Raw genomic sequence first — 24,745 nt, 5'->3', positions numbered from 1 at the left:
GTCCAACCAGCATCTGCTGGTTGGACTAATGGTTTACTGGAGCCAGTGACAGGACTCGAACCTGCAACCGCCTGATTACAAATCAGATGCGCTACCATTGCGCCACACTGGCAAAAGCCTGTTTATTATGCCACACTTCCGCATTTCGGCAAGTGTGTTTGACAAGAAACGTTTTCTACAATTCTTTTCGTTTTTGCTGTTTTTGTAGCGCTTGACTTGCCTTTAAGAAGTACGCGCCGACATCGTTGCGCAGCTCGCCAAAGGGCGAGGTATTCGCCTCTGCCAGCGAAGGAGGCATACTGTCGGAAGCATGATGGTTTGTATGCGCATGATCGCCACTATGCGAAGAGTGCGCATCACCAAGAATAAAGTGGTTAACCGGCATCGCCCAACCGGTTTTGTCCTGGATAGAATTGAATTTACGAGCAAGTTCTTGTGCTCGTTCATCATCAGCGGGAACGCCATCATGCATGAGTACGATAGCCTGCGCAATCAGTTCGTGCATCGCACGCATTTTTTCATGATGGCGCTGCTTTTCTTCAATATTGCGCTGAACAGCGGCTTCAACTTCCCGTGAAGCATTTTCTTCGTATACACAGCTCAGCTGCCAGAAATACTTTCCGCCATCCTCAAAGTCTTGAATGATGCGCGCATAGCGAGACCAGTCAATACTGTCGTCATCGCGCGTGGTAGCGGCAAGGTTTTTCAAAGCAGTAAAGTGCCGTAACAGCTCGTTAAATTCCGCTTCCATGGTCTTTGATTTCTCGCTGAACAGCTGTTTGACACTATCAATAGTGCGGTAATCATCCTGATCGCGCTTAATATCATCGAGCTGAATGCCAAGGAATTTCATGACCAGAATGCGATAGACATTCTCGATATCCTCTTCGGAATAGAGACGCTGATTGCGGCTGCCCTTTGCCGACGGCTTGAGGATGCCCGCTTGATCGTAGTATTGGAGCGTTCGTACGGTAATACCGACGCGTTCTGCGACTTCGCCGACGGTGCTATAACCTGTATCCGATTCCGTGGTCGGCTCCTTTCGATCCGATGCGCAAGGATAGTGCGGATTATAGATGCGGCTTACTTTATGCCGAGGGAATATTGGCGGAAGTAAACAACAATGTCATGGCTCGGCGGCAAGGATACTCCAATAGGTGTATAGACATACTGCTTCATTCGTATTTCAACAAGTTAGATATCTCACAAGTGTATGAGCACACCCCATTATTTTTTAGCGGGTTTGTTTCCTTTGAACGTTGTTATCGCATAGTTTTATAGCTGAACGTTTGTCTGGCTCGATACGTGTTTAACTTAATGCATAAGCTTAAGCTTTTCGGCTATGCACTTTTTAGATGTCTTGCTTGAGCGTGTCGATTAGCGATGCTGTGTCGGTATCATCTTGCTGTTAGAATAAGCACGTTTCCTTTAGGTGAAAGGTTTTCACATGTCCGATGCTCTCAGTGGATTCATTCAGAATTATGCGCTGGCTGTTTCGGTGCTTGCTGCTATTGTCATTATTGTTGTTACTTATATCGTCCAACGATGGGTGTTTTCGCTGATCAAACGGTTATCAAACAGCGATAAAACCCCTCTACCGGGTGGATCCATTCTGGCAAACATCGCTCGCATCATCATTTGGTTGCTGGGTTTAGCCATTCTTTCAAAGGTTTGTTTCAACTACGATCTCACGGCATTTGTTACGGCGTTAGGTGTTGGCGGTATTGCGATCTCGCTTGGTTTTCAAGATACTTTGCTCAACCTTATTGGCGGATTGCAGGTCTCGCTTGGTAAGATCGTTGAACTCGGGGAATACATCGAGGTACTTGGTCAACGCGGGCGGGTTGTCGATATTGGTTGGCGCCATACGACGATCATTGATTCATCCGGCAGCCTTCATTCCATACCGAATTCACTCATGAACAAAAACGCCATTGCCAGTATCGGTGAAGAAGGGGTTGTGAGCGTTCCTTTTCTTTTAGCTATAGGAAGTGATCTTGATGCGTTTAGTAACCGAGCCGTTGAAGCAGCGCGTCATGCACTCGGTCATGCAATAGGCGATAAGGGTGTATCGGTCCTTATGCGCGGGGAAGAAGTGGGTGGATTAGCTGGCGATATAACGGTGCACTATAAGCGTTCGCGGATTACTTCATCTGATGCAGCCGATAAGGTACTGCGTGCCATTGCTCCCGTGCTTACCGAGTATGCCGATGAGAGTTAGGGCTATCAGCACGCCCCGAGCAGCGATAATAAACTGCAAGGTTAAAGTCGCTTAATGTACGGGTGTAGTTGAGGTCAGCATGCAACGTGGGTATGTACTCGAAGCATGAGTTCCCAAACCATTAAAACTATCAGCTTTGACAACATCAAAATAACCCCGCTGTGCGAAGAGTTGTTACTCTACCTGCCAGTCAGGCTGTGGTAAGCGGATGAAAATAGTATCGGAATGTGTGTTAGACGTGCGCGAGTAGTTCCGAATCCTGTTTGTAAAAATTACCTTCGTAGAGCCAGCAGGCAAGTGGATCTTCCTGCATGCGATGGAGCGCAGCTGAAAGAGCAAAGGTGCCGAAACTCTCTTCGGGGTTCAGGTGATAGATTTGCGCCATTGGGTACCCGAGCTGTTTGGCGATAGTTTTCATGACGGGCGCAAGTCCACTTGCAACATCATACGAGGTTCCTTCGGCAAGATGCTTATACAGTGCCTCGTAGAAGCCGCCAAAATGGGTAAGTGTTTCGTCAGTTGGCTCGAATTCTTCGCCGTTACGTACCTGATCAGATTGAGTACTTTGTGCATGTGAGGTAATCCAGGCGGTATTGAAGGGCATCACAGTGCGGGTTAACGAACGGCTTGTAAGAATATCACGTAAGAAAAGCGCTCGACCTTCATCGGAAAGAAACGATTCATACAAGGTAGTGCCAACCGCATATAGGGCATCGAGACTGTGTGACAGGTCGTTATCAGAAAAGTTCCAAGCTTGCTGTGCACGCTCGAGTTCAGCTTGCAGAAATTGCTGAGCGAGCGTTTCCTTTTTCGGAAAATGATATTGAACAAGCGGGCGTTTGATATTGCAGGCTTTAGCAAGAATGGTATAGGTTGTTTCATCGTAACCAATAGTAACGAACAGCTGCCACGCCTTACGGCGGATGACGACTTTCAGTTTTTCATTACGTGGTCGTGCCATAAATTCATTCCCTCATGTGGATATCGGTCCCGGAAAATATACCATTTTGCATACCAATTAAAAGGTCTATAAACCGTTTTTCTATATACGGTCACTTATTTCTAACCAGGTGTCCTCAAGCTCACTCAAAGCTGCCTGATGATGCTGCAATTCTGCCTGTGCCACGCCCAGTGCAACAAAGTCGAAAGGATCAGTTTCTGCAAGTATTTCTTGCGCCTTAGTCACACGATTTTGTTGGGTTTTCATTTTCCTCTCAAGGCTATACAGTTGCTTGCGCAGTGCATGCCTCTCGGCGTTTGAGAGTTCATCGCTTGTTACATCACGTGTGCTGTCGGATGTTTTGCGCGCGTTATGTGTTGCAGAGGAACGTGCTGACTCGTTACTTGCTGTTGTAAAGGAATGTGCCGATGTAGCACGCGTTGTATTCGTATTGCGCGGGGCGGTTTGGGTGCCTTTTGCTGTATTCGATTGCGTGCTTTGGTGCTTCTGCTCAAGCAGCGAAAGGTATTCGTCAACACCGCCTGGTACATGGTGGATATGGCCATCTATGAGCGCGAATTGGCTATCGGTTACTCGTTCTATGAAATAGCGGTCGTGACTAACCACAATAAGAGTACCGGGCCAGTTGTCGAGCAGATCTTCAGTGACTGCGAGCATGTCGGTGTCGAGATCGTTACCAGGCTCGTCTAAGATGAGCACGTTGGGTTCGTCGAGCAGAATAAGCAGAAGCTGGAGTCGCCGTCGTTGCCCACCGGAGAGATCTTTGATACGCGCATTCATTTCTGCCGGCGTAAAGCCAGCGCGCTCAAGTAGCGCAGCAGGGGTAAGTTTCTTGCCTTCTACCTGATAGAAGGTTTTATAGCGCGATAACACTACCCGAATGGTGTCTTCTTCAAGCGGGGTAAGCTCGTCAAGGTTTTGTGTCAAAGTAGCAAAGTGAACAGTGCGTCCTGTTTTAATGTGCCCCAAGGTTGGGCGCAAGCTGCCATTGAGTAGATGCAGTAACGACGACTTGCCAGCGCCGTTTTCACCAAGAATACCAATGCGGTCACCAGGTCCGATATTCCACGTGATATCGGTGAGAATTCTCTGTCCACCACGGTCAAGACAGACATCAGAAAGTTCAAGTACCTGCTTGCCCAAACGCGATACGGCCATTTGTTTTAATTCAAGGGAGTTGCGCATTTCGGGCACGTCAGCAATCAGCGCCTGAGCAGCCTCAAGATGGAAACGTGGTTTACTTCGTCGTGCTTGCGCGCCGCGCGACAGCCACGCCAGTTCTTTACGCAGCTTGTTTTCGCGTTTTTGCTTCGCAAGGGCGGCACGTCGGTCGCGTTCAACCCGCTGCATGACATAGGCCGAATAACCACCTTCAAAGGGGTCAACCTGTCCATCATGTACTTCCCACATTGTGCGGCAGACTTCGTCAAGAAACCAGCGGTCATGCGTGACAACCAAAAGGGCTCCACTTCCACTTTGCCAGCGGCTACGCAGGTGTTCGGCAAGCCAATGAATAGCACCGATATCGAGGTGGTTTGTTGGCTCATCGAGCATGAGAATATCCCAGTCGCCAATCAGCAGACGCGCAAGGTCACAACGGCGGCGTTGTCCGCCCGAAAGGTCGGCAACGCGTTTTGAATGGTCAACGTCGCCCAAGAGTTTTTCGACAATAGTTCGTGCCTCGCGACTTGCCTCCCAGGTGAAAGCATCAACTTGGGCACCTGCTAGCACGTCTGCAACGGTGTTGTTGTTGTTGAGAGTATCACGTTGGCCCAGCAATCCGATAGTTGCATTGCCACTAGGTATAACCTGACCCGTGTCGGGTTCGATGCGTCGTGCGAGCAGGTTCAGCAGTGTTGACTTGCCGTCGCCATTAGCTCCGACAATACCAATACGATCACCTGACGATATGCCCAGTGTTACCTCGCTGAAAATAGTTTTGGTGGGGAAGTCCAAGCTAGCATCTTTACAGGTAAGCATCACGGGCACGACGAGTAATCTCCTTACAAACACAAAGCAATACTGTTTTACCTATTAATAATGATATTCACTATCGTAATGGCACGTATAGCGGCATTGATCATAGCAAGGCTGCCCCTTATCAATGCGGCATTGTTCGCTATAGCGCCGCTGCGCTGCAGCACTATAGCGACATTATCTCTATGGTAGCGCACCTCGTATTTCTTTCGGGAGTTGCTCTTCTTATGGGTGTGAAGTTAACACGATCACTTCGCTTTGTATCGGTTGAACGCGTTGTTACGACGAGATCGTGGAGTGTTGCTTTTGCAACATACCACCTGAAAGGGGCTCAGTACGATACGGCATGCATACGAGAGAGGTAATCGATGAAACGACAAATTATTACGATTGATGAAGAGAAATGCGATGGCTGCGGCATTTGTGTAACTGCTTGTCATGAAGGCGCTATTGGCTTGGTTGGCGGCAAAGCTCGTCTTTTACGTGATGACTATTGCGATGGCATGGGAGATTGTTTGCCTGAATGTCCCACTGGTGCTATCACCTGGGAAGAACGTGAAGCCGCCCCGTATAACGAAGCAGCTGTGTTGGCGGCTAAGCTTGAACGTGCTCGTGTCGATAACGCTCAGGCGCAGACGGTCAAGACAACTTCGGTTGCGTTTGCAGAGCCTGCTGGCGGCTGTCCTGGTAGTCGCGCTATGACGTTCGAGCGACACGTACCGTCATCGGGCGTATCTACCCCGTTAGCTGGATCGCCCCAGCGTGCATCAATGTCCTCACCATATAATTCACCAACTGCCGTGCCGAAACCATCTTCGGTGAATTCATCGGCAGTATCTTTCTTCAACGGCGTGCTGTCATCGTTAACAGACGAAAATCCGTCGCAGTCCTCCAATGCAGCTGATATAGCGGCTGCCTTTAGTGGCAACTATGCGCTGCCAACCGTTGGAGTTCGTCGCAATGGGGCACTTGATAGTGAACTTTCTCAGTGGCCGGTTCAAATCAAACTCGTGTCACCATCGAGTTCATTTTTCCAAGGATGCCATTTGTTAATTGCCGCAGATTGCACGGCATTTGCTTACGCTGATTTTCATCGCGATTACCTGACGGGTCGTGTGGCACTTATTGGGTGTCCGAAGCTTGACGCCGTTGACTACACCGAAAAACTTTCTGCCATTCTTTCACTTAATGACGTACGTGATGTGGTTGTGGCGCGTATGTCAGTGCCGTGTTGCGGCGGTATTGAAATGGCGGTGCGGCGTGCGATAGAGCAAAGCGGAAAAGACATCCCGCTGCATGTGACGGTTATTGATACGAATGGTGATCTGTTGTCATAAGCGGTTCGCCGCACAATTTAGACCGTTGGAGAACGGGGATATGAGAATTGTTCTCGCACTCTTGAAAATAAAGTTGCACACGGTTATAGATAGCTTGTACAAGTTAATCGATACATCCTATGAAAGGGGCATCTCATGATTAACGACAAGCTCAATACTTTGTTAGCAAACTATGCAGTAGTAGCCCACAAAACCCAGAACTTCCATTGGTACATCAAAGGTCACACCTTCTTTAACACGCATGCCAAACTCGAAGAGTTCTATGACCAGATGTTTGATCAGATCGACGAAGTAGCCGAACTGGTGCTGCAAAATGGCGGTCAGCCGCTCGCTTCGATGGCAGGCTTCCTTAAAGCTGCCACAATTGACGAAGCAGAAGATGGCTTCAAAGAAGTGAATGCACTCTTCGCAACGGTAAAGAGCGACTTTGAATCGCTGCGGAGTCTTGCTGCTGACATCAAGAAAGATGCTGATGCTGAAGATAATTATCTGGTTTCAGCAGCTATGGACGAGCACATTGCACTGCTGTCCAAGCATATCTGGATGATCGGTCAATCACAGATGTAAGCAAGTGTTTTCTTTCTTGCTGACGTGCGCAACTGGTCGGCTGCACATGCGAGGGAAGACTGAAATACCGAGACCATGGTTGATACGGCTGTCCCTCAGGGATAGCCGTTTTTTGTTATGCCTGACTGAGAGCTATCCATATCGGCGTTTTGACAGTCAGTCTGTGGGTGTCATTTTGTTATGTCCGACTGAGAGAATTCAAGCCTACTTGAGACTGTGGTGTATGGTTTTCCCCTATTGCAAGCGCCTCCGAAGGCGCTTTAAGCCCTTTTCGGGCGTGTGTAATTGTGGTTAGGGTGGTTAGGGTGGTGCCATAAAGGATAAAGAGGTAAAGGGACAAGGGACGCACGATCGGCTAATCGGTCGCATCGACATCAAGCGTGGCATTGAACTCATAATGAGGGTACTTTTGCGCTGCTTGGCGACATATTTCATTAAAGGTGGCATATCGATCTTTGTCATCGAACCCAATAACCACGTCGAAGCTCACCGTTTCTGTTTCCTCATTCAGATAGAATCCATGAAGGTCGTGTACGTGGGGAAACTGCGCAATGATGTCTGCTATACCCGTGCGTATTTCACTTGCTTTACTGCTTTGAGTGTTTGTTGAATAAATACCAACCGCCAGCAAATGGACATGCTGTTTTTCGTAGACCTCTTTTCTAATGCGACGGCTGATTGCATCCATGTGTGCGGCCGTCATCGTGTCATCTACTTCCACATGAACACATCCATCAATAGCACCTGGGCCATGGTCATATAGAGCCAAGTCGTAGGCGCCATGTACACCATCTATCTGGTTGATGGTTGTCCGTACTGCTTGGGATAACTGTGCTTCAGCGCGTTCACCAAGCGTTTTACTGACCGCTTCACGAAGAATATCGAACCCTGCTTTAATAATAAGCAGCGAAATAATCGCGCCTACCCATCCATCAAGCGAAATTCCACCCGCGAGGTATACACCCGCTGAAGCGAGAGTGGCAGCGGATACGACGGCGTCATAGCGTGATTCGATGCCGGACCCAACCAGGGCATCGGCGCCTAAACGCTTGCCACGCTTAATCGTGAATGTGCCTAAGACCATCTTTGCAACAATGGAAACAGAAACGATCAAGAGGGACGTAAAGTCATACGTAGTTGATTCTGGCGTAATGATGCGTGCGATAGCTTCCTGCATGGAATTAATACCGGCATAAAGCACGATACCAGCCACCAGAAAGGTGACAAGATATTCGATACGACCATAGCCAAACGGGTGTTTGCGGTCGGGTTTTCGTTCGGAAAGCTTGGCACCGATAAGCGTGATAATGGAAGAAAGCGCATCGGAAAGATTATTGATAGCACCCAGGATAATAGCGACCGAATTGGAAAGCAGACCAGCGAGCATCTTGAAGACAACGAGAAGGATGTTTGCTGCAATGTTGATAAGCGCTACCTGACGAATGGAGCGATTGCGTGCCTTCAAGCCGATTTGTATTTCCAGTTCAGTGCCTATTTTGCATTCCTTTCGTTTCTGTATGCTTACCGCACATTTGTATAGTCAATTTCAAGCGGTTAGTGTATGTTAACGAATCTGAACATCTCGTTAGTACATGCAAGCAATTCTGAATGTTCAGTTAGTACATGCAAGTAGCTCTGAACGCCCAGGTGATACATGTAACCAATTCCGAATATTCAGCCCTACGGTGAATAGCTATCTTTTACCTGCCATTTTTTACACTCCACATTGAAGTTTGGCTAACCTAACTTATAGTAGTGCAACATTAAAAGGCGGCAAGTAGATTTCTTCCGCTGTTTTAAATCGTTCACTAAGAACAGATTACAAACCACTACTGAGTACTATCTTTCTGGCAGGACAATCCTTCGTATATACTCGAGACTATGAAATTACTTGCAGCTATAACAAAAATGCTGGATTCAAGTGGCATGAATGCAATGAAACTTGCCAATGCTATTGGCTGTACGCATGCCACTATCTTTGATTTGTTTAGCTTTAAACGTGACGATGTGAAAGCTGAAGAACTCGTGTCAATGGCGGCGGCTATGGGATATGAAGTTGTCTTGCGTGGTCATGGGGAAGAAATCCGTATCGACCCAGCATGTAAGAGTCAATCTCACCAAAAGGATTAACCTTTTAGGGACAGAGAAAATAACAAAAACTTGGAAAGGAGGTAATTCTCATGTCAAATACGAAAAGAACAGGACAAACAGCTCTTTATGAGCGTTTAAGTCGTGATGATGAAATGCAAGGAGAGAGCAATTCTATCACCAATCAAAAGCAGCTACTTGAAAGCTATGCCAAAAGAAACGGCTTTGTAAATATTTATCACTATACAGACGATGGAGTAAGCGGAACAACCTTTGATAGAGAGGGATTTCAAAAAATGATAAAAGCAGTAGAAGAAAACAAAGTATCTACTGTGATAGTAAAAGATATGAGTAGGTTTGGCAGAGATTACCTCAAAGTAGGCTTTTACACCGAAATACTTTTCAAAGAAAAGGGAGTAAGATTTATCGCTATCAATAACGGAATAGACAGTGAGAAACAAGCAGAAAGCGACTTTACCCCATTTTTAAACATTATGAACGAATGGTATGCAAGGGATACCTCAAGAAAAATACAATCTATCTTCAGAGCAAGAATGGAAGAGGGTAAAAGAGTATCTCCAAGCGTTCCATACGGCTATTATAGAAACCCAAAGAACAAACAGCAGTTACTTGTCGATAAAGAGAGTGCAAAGGTCGTAAAACGCATTTACCATCTTGTTATAGAGGGATATGGAGTAACACAGATAGCAGATATACTAACCAAAGATAAAATCCTTATTCCGTCAGCCTATGCAGAAATACATTATCCCGAAAATAACCATAGCTCAAAGAAAAGAGGAATAGAAGACCCGTATTTTTGGACACCGACCACAGTAGGTTATATCTTAGAAAAAAGAGAATATATGGGACACACTGTACTTGGTAAAACAATATTTGGACAGCCGATAATAAGATAAAAGCGTTGAAAGAGTTTGGTTGTAATTGTAACAACTACAATCCTTACAAAGAGAGTGAAACACCATTATTTAGAGATGAAAAAGTAAATTGGTTTTGAGGAGATAAAAAATTGATAGAAAGTAGACCTGAGTTTGACAAAATTACATCGTTTGATGAATTTACTAAATACTATTGGTATCGTGAAGAACTTTCACAGATATGCAAGTCATTAGGATTAGAATATAGAGGTACAAAACAGGAACTCAATTATATTATTGAGCAATACTTTAAGGGTAATTTGATTAAAAAATCATCAATAAAAAATGAAAAGAAGCAAGTGGAAAATATTACTTTAGATACACCATTACTTGAATGTGGTTTTTCTTTTAATGCAAAGTTCAGAGAATATTTCGCTGTTTTAACAGGTATCTCACCATTTAAATTTACTGCTGATATGGCAACAGTTTGGAGAAAAGTAAAAAGAGAAAATGATTTGAGTTTTACAATTCAAGATATGCTAAAAGTTTATTATGGGAAATCAGATTATGCAAAGTATGATAATTCGGTTTGTCAATGGAATCAATTTTTAAAGGATTTCTGTGCAGACGAAAATAGTTGCAACTACTCAAACAAATTAAAAGTAGCTTCTATTCTTTGGAAAGAAGTCAGAAATTCAAGAAATGAAAAAATTTATTCAAAGAATCTTTTGACTGAATATGCCGATAAAATAAAAGAGTATTGCAAGTAGGATATTTTTAGCTTGCTAAACTAACAATTCAATAAAAGCTAACACGAAAGCAGTAAATCAAAAAGGTTTGCTGTTTTTTCTTTGCTTAAAAACGGAAAGGAGGACACATGGAAGAAGAAAAAAGAGTAATAAAAGAACCACAACATAAACAGTTAATAATGGATATTGGAAAAACAAAATACACCGTAAACCTACATTTCAAGCAAGGTACAGGGGAAACATACAAGGATAAAATACTAAAGCTAATCAAGAGAGAAACAGAGAAGATATAAATTTATCAAAAAAATTTTGTTTATGTCCTTGACAAATCTTCCCAAACGGAGCCGTAAGCATATATTGTTACCGTATACGGTTGATTTCTGATGGTATGCAGCAGCCGGTTTTACCAATATTGTTCGCCACGAGAATGTGAAAAAGAATTGGCTTTGCGTGGAAGCTTTCGTCCTGACGGGATGATAGATAGATAACGCTGCCGTCTCAATGGAACGATAGATAGGTAAGAAACATAGTTGTGTATCGGTTTGGTGGGATTGCTGCTCAATCTTGAAGGGAGATTATCGTGCCAAATGCATTGGTACTTGTTGATGTGCAAAACGATTTTTGCACTGGTACGCTTGCGGTAGAGGATGGACCAGAGGTTGCCTGTGCCATTGCGTCATATGTACGCGAGCAGGCGGCTGATTACGACTACATCGTGACGACGCAAGATTGGCATATTGATCCCGGTTCTCATTTCAGTGATCAACCCGATTTTCGTGACAGCTGGCCCATTCATTGTGTGGCTGATACCTGGGGAAGCGAGCTTTTTACCGACGTGCGTGATGCATTGAATACAGCTCCGTCTGAAAAAGTTGTATCCATTATAAAAGGAATGCAATGCGCAAGTTATAGCGGCTTTGAGGGTGTGTTGCGCGGCGATTCTAGCCAGTCGATGGATGCCTTTCTTACCGCACAAGGTATAACTAATCTGGTGATTGTTGGCATTGCGACTGATTACTGTGTGGACGCAACGATACGCGATGCCGTGCAACAGGGCTATCACGTTGAGACAATTGCTTCTCTGTGCGCTGGTATCAATGCAGATCGCGTAGGGGAAATCTATACTGAGTATCCACACTTAGGGGTTACGGTTCGCTAGACTATAGCGCGCGTAATGGGCTTGCCCAATTTTTACGAATCTATATGACTTTGCGCGTTGCGGTTTGCTCGACGAGCAGCGCATGTAATGCGGGCGTATTACGTAATGCAAAGGTTTGATATAAGGACAATTCGAATCTATAAAGCAATTTGAACTGTGCTTTTACCCGCTCGTTCAACATGGTATGAAAGATCTGCTGCATTACGGCAAGGTTGGCTCGGTACAATAGGTGCTGATAACCGAGATATCGTTTCTTGTTAAAACGGTATCAATGAGCAAAAGAACATGCGTGCGTGGTAAAGAGCGCTGCTTACAATATAGAGCGTTTGCGCACGATATCGAGTGGGTAATCATACATGACAACGGGGAAGGACTGATGGTGTCTTTTAGGCGGACTATTTCAGTAACAGGTGACACAACAGCACACAAAGTAGATGATTACGTGCAGTTTAGCTATCGACGCGGCGTGTTCGCGGTAATGCTGCTCCTGATGCTTTCTTTGGTTCTTGTTGCTTCAGGTTGTTCCATTCCTTCATTTCCTAACTTTATGTCGGCGCCAACAAGTGATGGTCCCGTTGATTGGACACAGTGGGATGAACAAACTGCCCCCGACTATTACACAGTTGAAGGCCCTGCCCAAATACCTGATGATATTCCTCCTGCTGGGCAGGTTGATTATTCGCCACTTGATGCACTGGGTCGGACCGGGTCGGCGGCGGCAACGGTCGATTGGGATATGATCGAGGAAAGTGCTGGATGGCGGCAGAAGTTTGCTGCTGGTGATAACCCAAGTGGGTGGGGCGATAACGCCGAAGTAGGCATCGATTTACCTGATGGGCGGGTGTATCACGGCTGGTTTTGGAATCGCTCGCACCTAATAGCAGACTCGCTTGGTGGTGATGCGGTTCGAAAGAATGCAGTTACTGGCACACGCATGCAGAATGTGGGCGCTAATTCATCAACACGACCTGGTGGTATGGCGTATCCAGAAACAAAAGTCAGAGATTGGCTCAAAGATCATCAGAGTGAAACAGTCGAATATGCTGCGACACCGTTGTATGTGGGTGACGAACTGGTTCCGCGCGCGGTGAGTGTGGATATGCGCTCGTCAGACGGTAGTATTGACGAGCATGTCATAGTGTTTAATGCCGCAAAGGGTTATTCCATTGATTACCACGATGGCACGTTTTCACCTTCGTAAGTCGCATGATTAGCGATGCTATATGACGTATGAGTATGGCATCGTGAAGCAAACCGACGTTTTCGAAACAAACGTTTTTGAAACAAGCTGAAACAAACGAACGGGCAGCGAATCCATGAATCCGTTTCGGCTCATGAATGCTCGCTGCCCCTTAAAACATGTATGAGTGATTTACTGCTTATTCACTACCTTACAGGTAAGCATTACTTCTTTGGTAGTGCATTAGCCATTAAGGCATCGTAGTCAGCCTGGCTAAGATCGTAGTGATAGAACAGGTGGTAGTACTCGGTCACGACCTGTTGCAGGTCGTTATCGAATGCGATACAAGAACAGCGACAATCATCAAAAGGGCAAGTCCTGCAATAATAGTGCGCTGCCTGTGCTTACGCGTTTTCTCCTTCGGCAATCCCATGAGCTCCCTTGTGGTAGTGCCTTGTTGTTGTCCTGTCGCAAACGACTGCTCGAGTAGATGAACAGGTTCTTTTACCAATCTGCCAGAAATTATAGCCAATTAAGGATATATATGCGATAAAGCTACGACATATCACGGCTGGATAGCGCGGTTATGGGGAAGTCTTCACGATAGTGGCGCACGAGACCAAAAAAGAGTACTATTCGTACTCATGCATACGAGGTTTGCTCGCATGTGGACAACTTTCGCTAGCTTGGAAAGTGGGATTCGTCCCGCTTTCTTTTGTTCTGGGAGAAAAAGGGGGTGCCAGATTCTCACCGGTAAAGAAACGCGGCTTTTAGAGGCGCTTGAACCAACTGCTCGTGAAAAGGGTATCGAGATCGTATCAATTGAGATTGTTGGGTCGCGCAAGGCGCCAACAATTCGGGTGTTCATCGACACTCCTGATGGTGTTAGCTTTGATGCACTTGCGTCTGCTCAGTCGTGGATTAACGAGATCATGGATGCCATCGATCCGTTTCCAGGTGCCTACATGCTTGAGGTGAGTTCCCCAGGTATCGATAGACCTCTGCGTACGCCTGAGCACTTTCAGCGTTTTAGCGGTCAGGAAGCACAGATTGTGCTGCGTGCACCGATCGATGGGCGCAGTAAATTCACCGGTATGCTGAAGGGTTTCGCCGATGGAGCTGTTCTTCTGCTGGTGGATGGTGCCGATGAGGTGACATCAATAAACTACGATGCGATCAAACGGGCTCATCTCAAGGGTTCCGTTGATTTTCACTCTTAAGGGAAAGGATAAGACTGCCATGGCGACTTCTGAGCTTATCGAGGCATTACATGCTTTAGCGCATGAACGCAAGATTGATGAATTTTATCTGATCGAGCGTTTAGAGGCTTCGCTGGCAAAGAGCTATCAGAACATTCTCGATCTCGAATGGGATGCTCGTGTCACAATCGATCGCAACACGGGCAAAATTTACGTTTATGAATTGGTGCCGCAGGGCGAACCCGATCCTGAAACAGGTGAATATACCGATTTCGAAGAACGCGATGTGACACCTGATGATGTTAGCCGTATTGCGGCGCAGAATGCAAAAGGTGTTATCAACGCCATTGTGCGTGAAGCGGGTCGTCAGTCTATTTACGAAGAGTTTAGCCAGCGGGTGGGCGACTTAGTCACCGGTACCGTCCTGCAGGGCACTCCTGATTTCACCATTATCAAGATTCGTGACGGCGTTGAAGCGGAACTACCTCATTACGATCAGAAGCGTTTTCCTGACGAACGTAACGAACGTCCGGCTAACGAGCGCTATCGTCATAATCAGCGTTTAAAAACCCTTATTATCGAGGTACGAAACCCCAATTCGGAAGAATCACGGCAGCGTGGCGAACAGGCACGTCCGTCTATCGTGGTATCGCGTACCCATCCCGACTTAATCCGCCGTCTTTTTGAGATTGAAGTTCCAGAAATCTATGACGGTGTGGTTGAAATTAAATCAATCGCGCGCGAACCAGGTGCACGCAGCAAGGTGGCAGTGGTTAGCCACGAAAATCATCTTGATCCTGTTGGTGCCTGTGTTGGCCCTAAAGGTTCTCGTGTGCGTATGGTCGTTGAAGAATTACGCAACGAACGAGTTGATGTCATCCAGTGGAGTGATGATGCGGCAACGTATGTGCGCAACGCTCTTTCGCCTGCTCGTGTTTCTCACGTTGATATCGATGAAGAAACGCATTACGCAACCGTTATCGTTCCGGATGATCAGCTTTCTTTAGCGATCGGCAAAGAAGGTCAGAATGCTCGATTAGCTGCTCGCCTTACCGGTTGGCATATCGACATTAAATCATCGTCATTTGCTGGCGAGCCGGTTGTTTCTGAAAACATTCTGATCGACGAAGAACCCGATGACGCTGTTTCCGGACAATGTGAGTTTATCGATGAAGAGGGCGTGCGCTGTCGTAACCACGCGCGTCCAAACAGCCGCTTCTGCGGCATTCATTCTCAGGCAGAGAAGTAAGGTACGATGATGAACGCTGCTGCGACAACAAGACGCTCTCATGAGCCTCCGTTGCGTACGCGTCGTTGTATGACGTGCTCGTCAAAGCGTGAGAAAGCCGACTTGTTTCGAGTTGTGCGCCATGCTGATGGCACGGTAGCGTTCGATCCAACGGGACGTGCACCGGGTCGTGGTGCCTATGTGTGCAGTCCGGCTTGTCTTGAAGAGGCTTGTCGCAAGGGCCTTATGGGGCGAGCTTTGAAGACGCGGGTTGATAACCGCGCAGCGCAACAGATCGTCGCTGACATGCTCAGAGAGCACGAGCGGCGTGCAGGAATAGACTAGGAGATGCGAATGGCCAGCATGCGAGTACATGAATTGGCAAAAGAGCTGAACATGTCAAGCAAAGAATTGCTTGAGCGTTTGGCAGAGATGAAGATCCCCGCGAAGAGCCATGCAAGCGTTCTCAATGATGCCTATGTGCAGAAGATACGCAAGAACCTTGCGCCTGAAGAAAAGGCACAGGCTGGCATTATCGATCAGAAGGAAGCTGAAGAGCTTGCGCGCGAGAAGGCAGATCAGGCCGCCAAAAAGGCTGAAGAAGAAGCCGCCAGACGTGCTGCTGTTGAAAAGGAGCGCGCGCTGCGCGAAGCGGAACGTGCTCGTCGTCAGCAAGAGCAGCAGGCAGCGGGAGCCTCTGGTGCGTTTGCGGGTTCTACCACCGCTGCTGATGAGCCTTCAGCTGATCATACTACGCCGAGGTCAGCGCCGTCTCCTTATGCTGATCTCGCCGATCAGATCGCACTTGAAAAAGAACGCGTTGCGCGTGAAAAGGCCGAAGCTGAAGCAAAAGCTCGTCGAGCCGCAATTGAACGCGATGTTGAAAAGAAACGTGCGGTTGAAGCGCGCCTGCGGGGAAATCAACGTCCGCGCCAGGCAGCATCTTCGGTATCAGTGTCTGCACCAAGCTCGCGCGAAACGGCAGCACCGAAACCTGCAGCTGGTGCGGCTAATCGGTTCGATTCATTGTTGTCTCAAATCGAAAGCGAACAGCAGCGTATTCAGAGTGAAAAAGCAGCGGTGAAACAGAATCGTCGCGATCGCAAACAGGCAGCGGGCAGTCGTCGTGCCCGCCAGCATGACCGTGAATTCGAACCAGACGTACCCGAGCTCACACAGGTTGCTGCATCGGGTGAAGATCGCTATGCCCACATGGCTGTTCAGGCTGAAAAACTTCAGCGTGACAAGGTACTTGCCGAAGCGCGTGCGGCCGTTGCAGCGGCAAGTGGCGAAGGTGAAGGACGCCGCCGCAAGCGCAAGGAAAAGCGCGAAGCGGAAGCGCGCGAGCGCGCCGAAATGGAAGCAATCGAAAAGGGTCTCGACCCAAGCTTGGTGCTCGATGATTCTGTGGTTGAAATTCCTCAGGGTGCAACCGTTCAGAAGTTTGCTGAATTACTCGACGTTGCGCCAAATGACATCGTAAAACGCCTGTTCATGCTGGGTCAGGCGCTCACGTTAACGCAGAGTATGAGCGATGACCTTATTGAACTGATTGCTGATGATATGAACCGCAAGGTGCGGGTGGTATCGCCCGAAGAAGAGTTTGCGGTTGTGTATAACGATCGAGACGAAGATCTCAAGCCCCGTCCGCCTGTTGTAACGGTTATGGGTCATGTTGACCACGGCAAAACGAGCTTGCTCGATGCTATTCGCCATACGGGTGTTGCTGAACGCGAAGCGGGCGGCATCACTCAGGCGATTGGTGCGTCGGTCGTCAACCTCAATGGTCGTCAGGTTACGTTTATTGACACGCCTGGTCACGAGGCATTTACTGCCATGCGTGCACGCGGTGCTAAGGTAACTGATGTGGTTGTTTTGGTGGTTGCTGCCGACGATGGTGTTATGCCGCAGACCATAGAGGCTATCAACCATGCAAAGGCCGCCGGCGTTCCTATTGTTGTGGCGGTTAATAAGATTGATAAACCCGGTGCAACGCCTGATCGCGTCCGGCAAGAGCTCACCGAATATGAGATCATTCCCGAAGAGTGGGGTGGCCAAAACATGTTCGTTGATGTGTCGGCTAAACAGCGCTTGCATATTGACGACTTGCTTGAGGCTATTCTCTTGCAAGCCGACGTGCTTGAACTAAAAGCAAATCCTGATGCTTTGGCATCCGGTTATGTTATTGAAGCCAATCTTGATAAAGGTCGCGGTCCGGTGGCAACCGTGCTTGTTGAGCGCGGCACTTTGCGTCCGGGCGATACTGTAGTTGCTGGTACCAGCTACGGTCGCGTGCGCGCTTTGGTTGGTACGCGTGGCCAGCAGGTAGAAGAAGCGAAGCCTTCTGATCCGGTTGAGATACTGGGCTTGGGTAGCGTTGCAGCTGCGGGCGACGAATTCCGTGTATTCGAAGACGAACGCGACGCCCGTAAGCTGGCGGAAGAGCGTGCCTTACGCGCTCGTCTTAAAGCGCAAGAGTCACGTCATATGAGTCTTGATGAACTCTTTAGTCATATCGAAGAAGGTAAGACAACTGAGTTGAACCTTGTGGTGAAGGCTGACGTGATGGGTTCAATCGAAGCTCTGCGTGATGCCTTTGGCAAGATGGACCAGTCCGAGGTAAAGATTAATATTATTCATGCTGCGGTTGGTGGCATTACGGAAACCGATATTACTCTTGCGGCGGCAAGCGATGCCATCATTATCGGCTTTAACGTACGCCCAACGGGCAAAAGTCGTACGCTCGCTGAAAAAGAAAAGGTGGATATTCGTCTATATCGGGTTATCTACCAAGCAATCGAAGATATTAACGCTGCACGTGTGGGTCTTCTGTCTCCCGATATTGTTGAGAAAGACACGGGTATCGTTGAGGTGCGCGAAACATTTAAGGTTCCTAAGGCTGGAACGGTTGCCGGTGGATACGTTGTCGAAGGCGAAATCAGTCGCGACGACAAGGTGCGTATCGTGCGTGATGGTACCGTGGTATTCGAAGGTGCTATTGCGAGCTTGCGTCGCTTCAAAGACGATGTTAAGACCGTTCGTTCAGGCTATGAGTGCGGTATCCAGATCGAGGGATACCAGGATATCAAGGTGGGCGACACCATTGAAGGCTATCAGGTGGTTGAAGTAGAGCGCACCGAGTAGAATCATTAAGCCTCTGCAGGTACCTCAGCTTGTGGGGGCTTTTAAGCATTCTTCTGTCGCATAAAGTGCCACTCATTTGCTTACTGTCACAGGTAAGTGCTGGTAGCTCGGCATAGGCGGCATGTTGCAAGGAGGCTTCCTATGAAGCAGAGTTCTTCCAGCCGGAAGGTAAATCAACAGGCTCGCGAGGTTATTGCGAATGCTTTACTGTTCGAAATATCTGATCCGCGCCTTGCGTTAGTGACAATAACGGACTGCGAAGTGAGCTTCGATCGCAGTGCCTGTAATGTGTTTTATACCTGCGACGCTCAGTCCTATACTGAAGTTGCACAGGCATTTGCTGCCGCACGGGGACGTATTCGCTCGATTATGGCTCAGCAGCTCTCGTGGCGTGTTGCTCCTGATCTGCGTTTTATACGGGATGAAAGCGTCGATGCGGCGCAGCGTATCGAAGAAGCACTCAAGCGCGAAGCGGAACGAGATGCGTCCCATGGATAACACAGCCACGAACGCCACTCTTTCCCAGATTGCCGATCGTATTCTTGGGGCACAGCGTATTGCCATCTGCGGGCATGTGAGCCCTGACGGTGACTGCATTGGTTCGCAGCTTGCCCTTGCGTGTGGCTTGCGCCAAGCGGGAAAAGAAGCAATCTGTCTCTTGGCGGCTGACGAGCCAATTGAGTATGGACTGCGTTTTCTTCCGGGTGCTGCCGATTTCGTGCCGGCTGAGCACTTCAAAGGATCAATTGACCTTTTTGTCACCGTTGATGTGCCAAGTGCTGCTCGTTTGGGCTCGTTTGCAGCCGACTTGCATGCAAAAGCGCCTGCCACGGTGACGATTGACCATCATATAAGCGAAAGTCCGCTTTCACAGATGAACTTCGTCGATGCGGATGCACCGTCTTGTTCACTTCTGATATGGCATTTGCTTGAGGCGATGGATATCAATCGCGATGCGGCGATGGCAACCTGTTGTTTCACCGGTCTAATGACCGATACCGGGCGTTTTAGTTTTCAAAATGCTACTGCAGACGCGTTTGATGTGGCAGCTTCCATGGTTCGTGCCGGTGCTAATCCGGGGTATATTGCCATGCAAGTATTTCAAAATCGTTCGCGTGCGTCGCTGCGCTTGGAACAGATCGCTCTTGCGCATGCCCAGTACTTTCATGATGGTGCCTTTGTTGTCAGTGTACTCTCTGAAGCTGATTTCAAAGAGGCGGGGGCTGTGCGTGCCGATGCTGAACCACTTATTGATGTGCTGCGCTCGGTGCGTGGAGTGCGTGTTGCTTGCATGCTGCGTGAAAAGGGCTCTACCGTACGTGGCAGCCTGCGCGCAAAAGACGAAACTGATGTTGGCGTCATTGCCCGCAGCTTGGGTGGCGGCGGTCATCGGGCGGCTGCAGGTTTTACGTTCAATGGATCACTTGGCGCTGCACGTGCACGTATCGAAACAGAGTTTTCACGGTTAGCCTCTCGGGAAACAGAAGGGGAATAGCAACGTGGGAAAGAGGCGTGAGGCCTCGGGATATTCTCTTGTTATTGGGGTGGATAAACCGGCTGGTATGACAAGTCACGATGTGGTTGACCGCATACGGCGTATCTATGGAGAGCGCCGCGTAGGACACACCGGCACGCTTGATCCGGCTGCAACGGGTGCTCTGGCGGTGTGTGTTGGACCGGCGACACGGCTTGATCGTTTTCTCGTGGGACATCGAAAAGAATACGAGTTTACCGTAGTGTTTGGTGCGGCAACTGATACTGACGACGCGCAGGGTCGAGTGATTGAACAGTTGCCTGTTCCGGTGTCTGTCGGAAACGAAGCGGCAGTTCGTGCTTATTTCGATAGCCAGTTGGGAACTCAACATCAGCGGCCACCAGCCTATTCAGCTATTAAGGTTAATGGCAAGAAGTCGTATGCTGAAGCGCGTCGGGGCAACGTTATCGAATTAGCGTTGCGTCCCATTGAAATTTACAAGCTTGACCTCGTGGGTTTTGAACAGACCGAGGACATGGTGTCGTGGTGCGTGCGCGCAGAGGTATCAGCGGGGACGTACGTGCGTTCCATAGCACGCGATGCGGGGTTAGCCTTTGGAACCTGTGCTCATGTGGGTAGTCTTCGTCGGTTAAGAAGTGGCTCTTTAGCGGTTGAGGATTGCTTGACCCTTGATGAAATTGAGCGCAATCCACACACGTCAGCTTTAGATCCGCTTACGTTACTCAATAGGCGCATTCTCTTTGCCGGGGATGGTCAAGCAAATGATGTTGCACACGGGCGTCCGTTAGTTATTGATAACAGGCAGCTTGTTGCCTTTGATGCGCATACGATAGGTGCTTACAATTCTTCCTGCACAAGTGGCTTCTTTCTCGACGAAACGCCCGTTTCTGCAGGGGAGCAGATTGGTATCGTTGCCGACAATAAGCTTATTGCTATCTATGAATACGATGCGAGTTGTGCCGTATTTAAAAGTGCCTGTGGATTTGCAACGGGGGTGAATCGTGGGTTCGATATATACCGTCGATGAGACATTTGATCATACTCTCTTCGCGGGGTCTTCCTGTTGCTTTGGTGTCTTTGATGGGGTTCATACCGGCCATCGGTTTCTTATTGATGCTGCTAAAAAGGCGGCGCACGAGGCAGGCAGCCGCAGCATCGTACTGACGTTTGATCGTGACCCTGATGAGATTTTTGCTCCCGATAAACTCAAGAAATTGCTATCAAACGAAGATCGCCTTGCTTTGTTAGCTCAATCCGGTGTTAATGCGGTGTGTGTGCTTCCGTTTACACGTACCCTTGCAGCACTTTCACCGCAGGATTTTCTTGAGAAAACATTTGGTGTCTACTCGCCAGCTTTTCTGCATGTTGGGTGCGACTTTGCTTTTGGAGCGCGCGCGCAAGGCACGGTTGACGACCTTCAAACGTGGGCACACCAATCGGGTACGTCTATCTGTGCCTATGATTTAAAATCAGCAGATGGCGATATTATTACTGCCACGCGCATTAGAGGGCTTCTTGCTGATGGATGGGTTGAAGAGGCGAACCGCCTGATCGGGCGTGCCTATGCCTTGCACGAAACGGTGAGGCCAGGCCGTTCGGATGGGCGCGATTTTGGCTTTCGAACCGCAAATCTTACGGTGCCGTCTGAGCGGTTTGTTGTCGCTGAAGGGGTGTATGCCGGATATGCTATCGTAGCTGGCAAGCGCTATGCGGCAGCTATTTCCAACGGGGTTGCACCAACGTTTGCCGATTCAACCACCGCTAATGTCGAGGTGCATATTCTCGACTTCGATCAAGAAATGTATGGCGAGACAATTTGGGTGGAATTTCATCACCGCTTACGGCCGATGATGCGCTTCTCGAGTACCCAAGAGCTGATTGATACCGTCATGGGTAATATTCAATGGGTACGCGATAATATGAAGGTGTAACACAGATAACGAAAGGGATGGCACGCGTGGCGGGCATCAGCGATGAAGACATACAAAAGGTGCGTGCCGCTACGGATCTCGTTTCACTCTTTTCAGAGCGGGTTCCCCTGCGTCAGCGGGGTCGTGATTTCTGGTGTTGCTGTCCCTTCCATGACGAAAAATCGCCGTCGTGCAAGATAGATCCAGCCACGCAGCAGTTCTATTGCTTTGGGTGTCACGAGCATGGTGACGTGTTCTCATTCGTCATGAAAACTGAAGACATTGACTTTCCTGATGCGGTACGTCGTCTAGCTGATCGTGCCCACATTGAACTACATGAAAGTGGTGGCCGCGGTGGGGTTTCACGCAGCTACAAAGAACGCCTGCGGGGTGTGTGTCAGGAAACGCGTGATTTTTATCATCAGCAGCTCATGCGCTTGAAATCTCCTGAAGCCGATGCGGCACGGAGCTATCTTGCGTCGCGCGGTCTTGGCGGTCAGGTTCCTGCTCACTGGCATTTAGGGTTTGCACCGGGTCATGGTGTTCTTATGCGCCATCTGCGATCGCGCGGTTATACGGTCAAAGAAATGGTCGATGCCAATGTCGTTGTTTCCCGTGACAACGCGACGCCCCGTGATCGGTTTTTTAATCGCATTATGTTTCCCATTCACGACGAACAGGGGGAATGTATTGCCTTTGGCGGGCGTGTTGTTGGGTCGGGCGAACCGAAGTACCTCAACAGCCAGGATACTCCCTTGTTCCATAAATCAAATATTCTGTTTGGTCTTGATGCCGCTAAGGCAGCTATGACTGCCAGCGGCCAGGCGATTGTGGTTGAGGGGTATACCGATGTCATCGCGCTGTCTGAGGCGGGGGTTAAAAACGTGGTGGCAACCTTAGGAACGGCGTTGACCACACAGCATATTCGTTCATTATCACGCCATGCTGGTCAGCGCGTTATATACCTGTTCGATGGCGATGAAGCTGGTCAGCGAGCAACGGATCGTGCGCTTGGGTTTATCGATGAATCTATGACACCTGAGGCGGGAAAGGTTCGGATAGACCTACTGGCTTGTACTTTGCCTGATGGCCTTGATCCGGCCGATTTTGTCGACAAGTATGGTGCTGATGAATTACGAGCGGAGCTTAAACAGGCAAAACCGTTAATCGCTTTCGGTATCGATCGCCATCTTGCTCAGTTTGACCTTTCAACGCCCGAGGGGCGGACGGCTGCATTTGCTGATGCGTTGGCTTTACTTGCACCTATTAAGGATTCTCTGCTTGCGCAGGATTATGCTGTGCAGATTGCGGGGCGTCTTCATTTTCGTGAAGATGATGCGCTTGAACGTCTTTCACGCCTGCAGCCACCTCGCCGTGCGCAGGTTGCTTCGTCGTCAAGTTCTTCGCGCAACGCAGATCATCAAGATCGTCAGGTTGCATTGTCATCTCAACCGCAAACGACCTCGTCGGTCAAGCCTGCTGCTTTACCGCAGAGCGAACGGACACGTCGTCGTTTTGAAGCCGCGCTGATACGCGTCTGTGCTCATCATCCGCACCTGACGCTTACCCATGCGGATGCGCTTGCTCAGACAAACTGGCATGAAGCACTTCATGCGCAGGCTGCCGATGCTCTCTTAGATTGTGTGGCGAAAAACCCGACTGCTTCACCAGCTGAAGCTGCTGCTGCCATTACTCAACGTGCCCCTGATGCAACGGTGTTATTAGTAAGTCGTTCTCCCGATCCATCTGATATCGCTGCTTTTGCTGCATACCTTGTTGAAGAACTTTCTTTAGGTGACTTGTCAGATACGATAGATGCATATCGGAGTCAGCTCGCCCGTCCAGACGGTCTCGACAGTCAAGAGCGGGAACTCCTGTTTCAGACGGTTGCGGGCATGCAACGTGATTTGGCGGTGCGCAGGCAGGCTCAACGCGATCGCAGTACGTTTACGTTTGGGGAAACGTAACGACGTCTTACGTGATGGCATCAGTCTGGTGGAGACTTTTCGCGCTGTCGCTGGTGTCCTGCCTGTTCGTTGTCTTCATTCGCTACAATAACAGCGTTAATTGCTCAGTGCCGGCAGGCGCTTTACTATACGAACAGAAGGGGTGTGACGGTTATGAGAATCGTCCTGTCTCCCGATCCAATCCTTCGTCAGCGTGCGGAGGAAGCTGATATTGCTGATGAGAGCCTTAAAAGTCTCGCACAGCAAATGGCCGAGACAATGTATGAAAATAATGGCTGTGGTCTTGCTGCGCCGCAGGTCGGTGTCTTGAAGCGACTTATTGTTATCGACTGTGATACCGAATCGGAAGAGCGTAATCCTATTACGCTTATCAATCCCGTGATCTTAGAGACTGCAGGTGAATGGGAAACTGAAGGGGAGGGCTGCCTTTCAGTACCCGGCATTACCGTGCCTATCCGTCGCCGTGCGTTTGCCCGTGTCGAATACCGCGATTTGGACGGCAATGTGTGCACCATCGAAGGTGATGGATTGCTCGGGCGCTGCCTGCAGCATGAAATTGACCATCTCAATGGCAAAACGCTCTTTGAAAGTTGCGACCCCATTACACGTATTGCGGCATTGCGCGACTACGATGCGGCTTTAGCGGCTGGTGCGCAGCCAGGCGAAGTAGCCATTGCTTAAGCACGAC

Annotated in this window: 23 protein-coding genes and 1 tRNA gene; 19 read left to right on the top strand and 5 right to left on the bottom strand. The window is 48.7% G+C overall.

The features are described from left to right. Nucleotides 1-37 precede the first annotated feature (37 nt). Both CCUR_RS04070 and CCUR_RS04065 read right to left on the bottom strand, forming a co-directional pair. Nucleotides 38-112 (bottom strand) — tRNA-Thr (locus CCUR_RS04070). A gap of 63 nt (nt 113-175) precedes the next feature. Further along, a complete protein-coding gene (locus CCUR_RS04065) occupies nt 176-1,078 on the bottom strand; it encodes a MerR family transcriptional regulator (RefSeq protein WP_280985060.1) in 903 nt (300 codons plus the stop codon). Nucleotides 1,079-1,447: 369 nt separating this feature from the next. Here CCUR_RS04065 and CCUR_RS04060 point away from each other — a divergent pair, with 369 nt between their 5' ends. Further along, nucleotides 1,448-2,221, top strand: coding sequence for a mechanosensitive ion channel family protein (locus CCUR_RS04060; protein ID WP_012803211.1), 774 nt, complete (start codon nt 1,448-1,450; stop codon nt 2,219-2,221). Between the two features lie 232 nt (nt 2,222-2,453). Here CCUR_RS04060 and CCUR_RS04055 read toward each other — a convergent pair whose 3' ends face one another. Together CCUR_RS04055 and CCUR_RS04050 are read right to left on the bottom strand one after the other, a co-directional pair. After that, nucleotides 2,454-3,182: a TetR/AcrR family transcriptional regulator gene (locus tag CCUR_RS04055; protein ID WP_012803210.1), complete on the bottom strand. Its 729-nt coding sequence runs from the start codon at nt 3,180-3,182 to the stop codon at nt 2,454-2,456. 81 nt (nt 3,183-3,263) lie between these two features. After that, nucleotides 3,264-5,162, bottom strand: coding sequence for an ABC-F family ATP-binding cassette domain-containing protein (locus CCUR_RS04050; protein ID WP_012803209.1), 1,899 nt, complete (start codon nt 5,160-5,162; stop codon nt 3,264-3,266). Between the two features lie 365 nt (nt 5,163-5,527). Here CCUR_RS04050 and CCUR_RS07630 point away from each other — a divergent pair, with 365 nt between their 5' ends. Together CCUR_RS07630 and CCUR_RS04040 are read left to right on the top strand one after the other, a co-directional pair. Continuing rightward, the gene (locus tag CCUR_RS07630) at nt 5,528-6,496 is read left to right on the top strand and encodes an ATP-binding protein (RefSeq protein ID WP_012803207.1); all 969 of its coding nucleotides are present in this window, start codon (nt 5,528-5,530) and stop codon (nt 6,494-6,496) included. A gap of 135 nt (nt 6,497-6,631) precedes the next feature. Then, nucleotides 6,632-7,063, top strand: coding sequence for a Dps family protein (locus tag CCUR_RS04040; protein ID WP_012803206.1), 432 nt, complete (start codon nt 6,632-6,634; stop codon nt 7,061-7,063). Between the two features lie 355 nt (nt 7,064-7,418). On the opposite strand, the gene CCUR_RS04035 is transcribed toward CCUR_RS04040, so the two are convergent. Further along, entirely contained in the window at nt 7,419-8,528 is a 1,110-nt protein-coding gene (locus CCUR_RS04035; RefSeq protein ID WP_012803205.1) for a cation diffusion facilitator family transporter, read from the bottom strand. Nucleotides 8,529-8,989: 461 nt separating this feature from the next. Between CCUR_RS04035 and CCUR_RS04030 the strand changes: the two genes are divergently transcribed. The 16 genes from CCUR_RS04030 (at nt 8,990) to def (ending at nt 24,738) form a co-directional block, all read left to right on the top strand. Next, nucleotides 8,990-9,193, top strand: coding sequence for a hypothetical protein (locus tag CCUR_RS04030; RefSeq protein WP_143711812.1), 204 nt, complete (start codon nt 8,990-8,992; stop codon nt 9,191-9,193). A 50-nt stretch (nt 9,194-9,243) separates the two neighbouring features. Next, nucleotides 9,244-10,068, top strand: a complete 825-nt coding sequence (locus CCUR_RS04025) for a recombinase family protein (protein WP_012803203.1) — start codon at nt 9,244-9,246, stop codon at nt 10,066-10,068. Between the two features lie 110 nt (nt 10,069-10,178). After that, on the top strand, nt 10,179-10,796 hold the full coding sequence (locus tag CCUR_RS04020; protein WP_012803202.1) for an SAP domain-containing protein: 618 nt from the start codon (nt 10,179-10,181) through the stop codon (nt 10,794-10,796). A 107-nt stretch (nt 10,797-10,903) separates the two neighbouring features. Further along, nucleotides 10,904-11,068, top strand: coding sequence for a transposon-encoded TnpW family protein (locus CCUR_RS04015; RefSeq protein ID WP_006627244.1), 165 nt, complete (start codon nt 10,904-10,906; stop codon nt 11,066-11,068). Between the two features lie 287 nt (nt 11,069-11,355). Beyond that, nucleotides 11,356-11,934: an isochorismatase family protein gene (locus tag CCUR_RS04010; RefSeq protein ID WP_012803201.1), complete on the top strand. Its 579-nt coding sequence runs from the start codon at nt 11,356-11,358 to the stop codon at nt 11,932-11,934. 376 nt (nt 11,935-12,310) lie between these two features. After that, the gene (locus CCUR_RS04005; RefSeq protein ID WP_169302065.1) at nt 12,311-13,135 is read left to right on the top strand and encodes a DNA/RNA non-specific endonuclease; all 825 of its coding nucleotides are present in this window, start codon (nt 12,311-12,313) and stop codon (nt 13,133-13,135) included. Between the two features lie 722 nt (nt 13,136-13,857). Next, nucleotides 13,858-14,334, top strand: coding sequence for a ribosome maturation factor RimP (locus CCUR_RS04000; protein ID WP_041225561.1), 477 nt, complete (start codon nt 13,858-13,860; stop codon nt 14,332-14,334). Between the two features lie 19 nt (nt 14,335-14,353). Beyond that, nucleotides 14,354-15,562: a transcription termination factor NusA gene (gene nusA, locus CCUR_RS03995; protein WP_012803198.1), complete on the top strand. Its 1,209-nt coding sequence runs from the start codon at nt 14,354-14,356 to the stop codon at nt 15,560-15,562. 6 nt (nt 15,563-15,568) lie between these two features. After that, on the top strand, nt 15,569-15,886 hold the full coding sequence (rnpM, locus tag CCUR_RS03990) for an RNase P modulator RnpM (protein WP_012803197.1): 318 nt from the start codon (nt 15,569-15,571) through the stop codon (nt 15,884-15,886). 9 nt (nt 15,887-15,895) lie between these two features. Beyond that, nucleotides 15,896-18,685 (top strand): translation initiation factor IF-2, encoded by a 2,790-nt coding sequence (gene infB / locus CCUR_RS03985; protein WP_012803196.1) that lies wholly within the window; start codon nt 15,896-15,898, stop codon nt 18,683-18,685. A 141-nt stretch (nt 18,686-18,826) separates the two neighbouring features. Beyond that, nucleotides 18,827-19,183, top strand: a complete 357-nt coding sequence (gene rbfA, locus CCUR_RS03980; RefSeq protein ID WP_012803195.1) for a 30S ribosome-binding factor RbfA — start codon at nt 18,827-18,829, stop codon at nt 19,181-19,183. Further along, nucleotides 19,176-20,180 carry a DHH family phosphoesterase gene (locus CCUR_RS03975; protein WP_012803194.1) on the top strand — a complete coding sequence of 335 codons (1,005 nt, stop codon included), beginning with the start codon at nt 19,176-19,178 and terminating at the stop codon, nt 20,178-20,180. The genes rbfA and CCUR_RS03975 overlap by 8 nt, the downstream gene beginning before the upstream one ends. A gap of 4 nt (nt 20,181-20,184) precedes the next feature. Beyond that, complete coding sequence (gene truB, locus CCUR_RS03970; protein WP_012803193.1) at nt 20,185-21,207, top strand: tRNA pseudouridine(55) synthase TruB; 1,023 nt, start codon at nt 20,185-20,187, stop codon at nt 21,205-21,207. After that, a complete protein-coding gene (gene ribF, locus CCUR_RS03965; protein ID WP_012803192.1) occupies nt 21,182-22,111 on the top strand; it encodes a riboflavin biosynthesis protein RibF in 930 nt (309 codons plus the stop codon). Before truB ends, ribF begins: the two co-directional genes overlap by 26 nt. A gap of 17 nt (nt 22,112-22,128) precedes the next feature. Then, nucleotides 22,129-24,057 carry a DNA primase gene (gene dnaG, locus CCUR_RS03960; RefSeq protein WP_012803191.1) on the top strand — a complete coding sequence of 643 codons (1,929 nt, stop codon included), beginning with the start codon at nt 22,129-22,131 and terminating at the stop codon, nt 24,055-24,057. 153 nt (nt 24,058-24,210) lie between these two features. Next, complete coding sequence (gene def / locus CCUR_RS03955; RefSeq protein ID WP_012803190.1) at nt 24,211-24,738, top strand: peptide deformylase; 528 nt, start codon at nt 24,211-24,213, stop codon at nt 24,736-24,738. Nucleotides 24,739-24,745: the final 7 nt, after the last annotated feature.

The organism is Cryptobacterium curtum DSM 15641, from assembly GCF_000023845.1.
Classification (GTDB): domain Bacteria; phylum Actinomycetota; class Coriobacteriia; order Coriobacteriales; family Eggerthellaceae; genus Cryptobacterium; species Cryptobacterium curtum.
The sequence above is the reverse complement of the archived record's forward strand: the minus strand, read 5'-3'. Positions and strand labels throughout refer to the sequence as shown.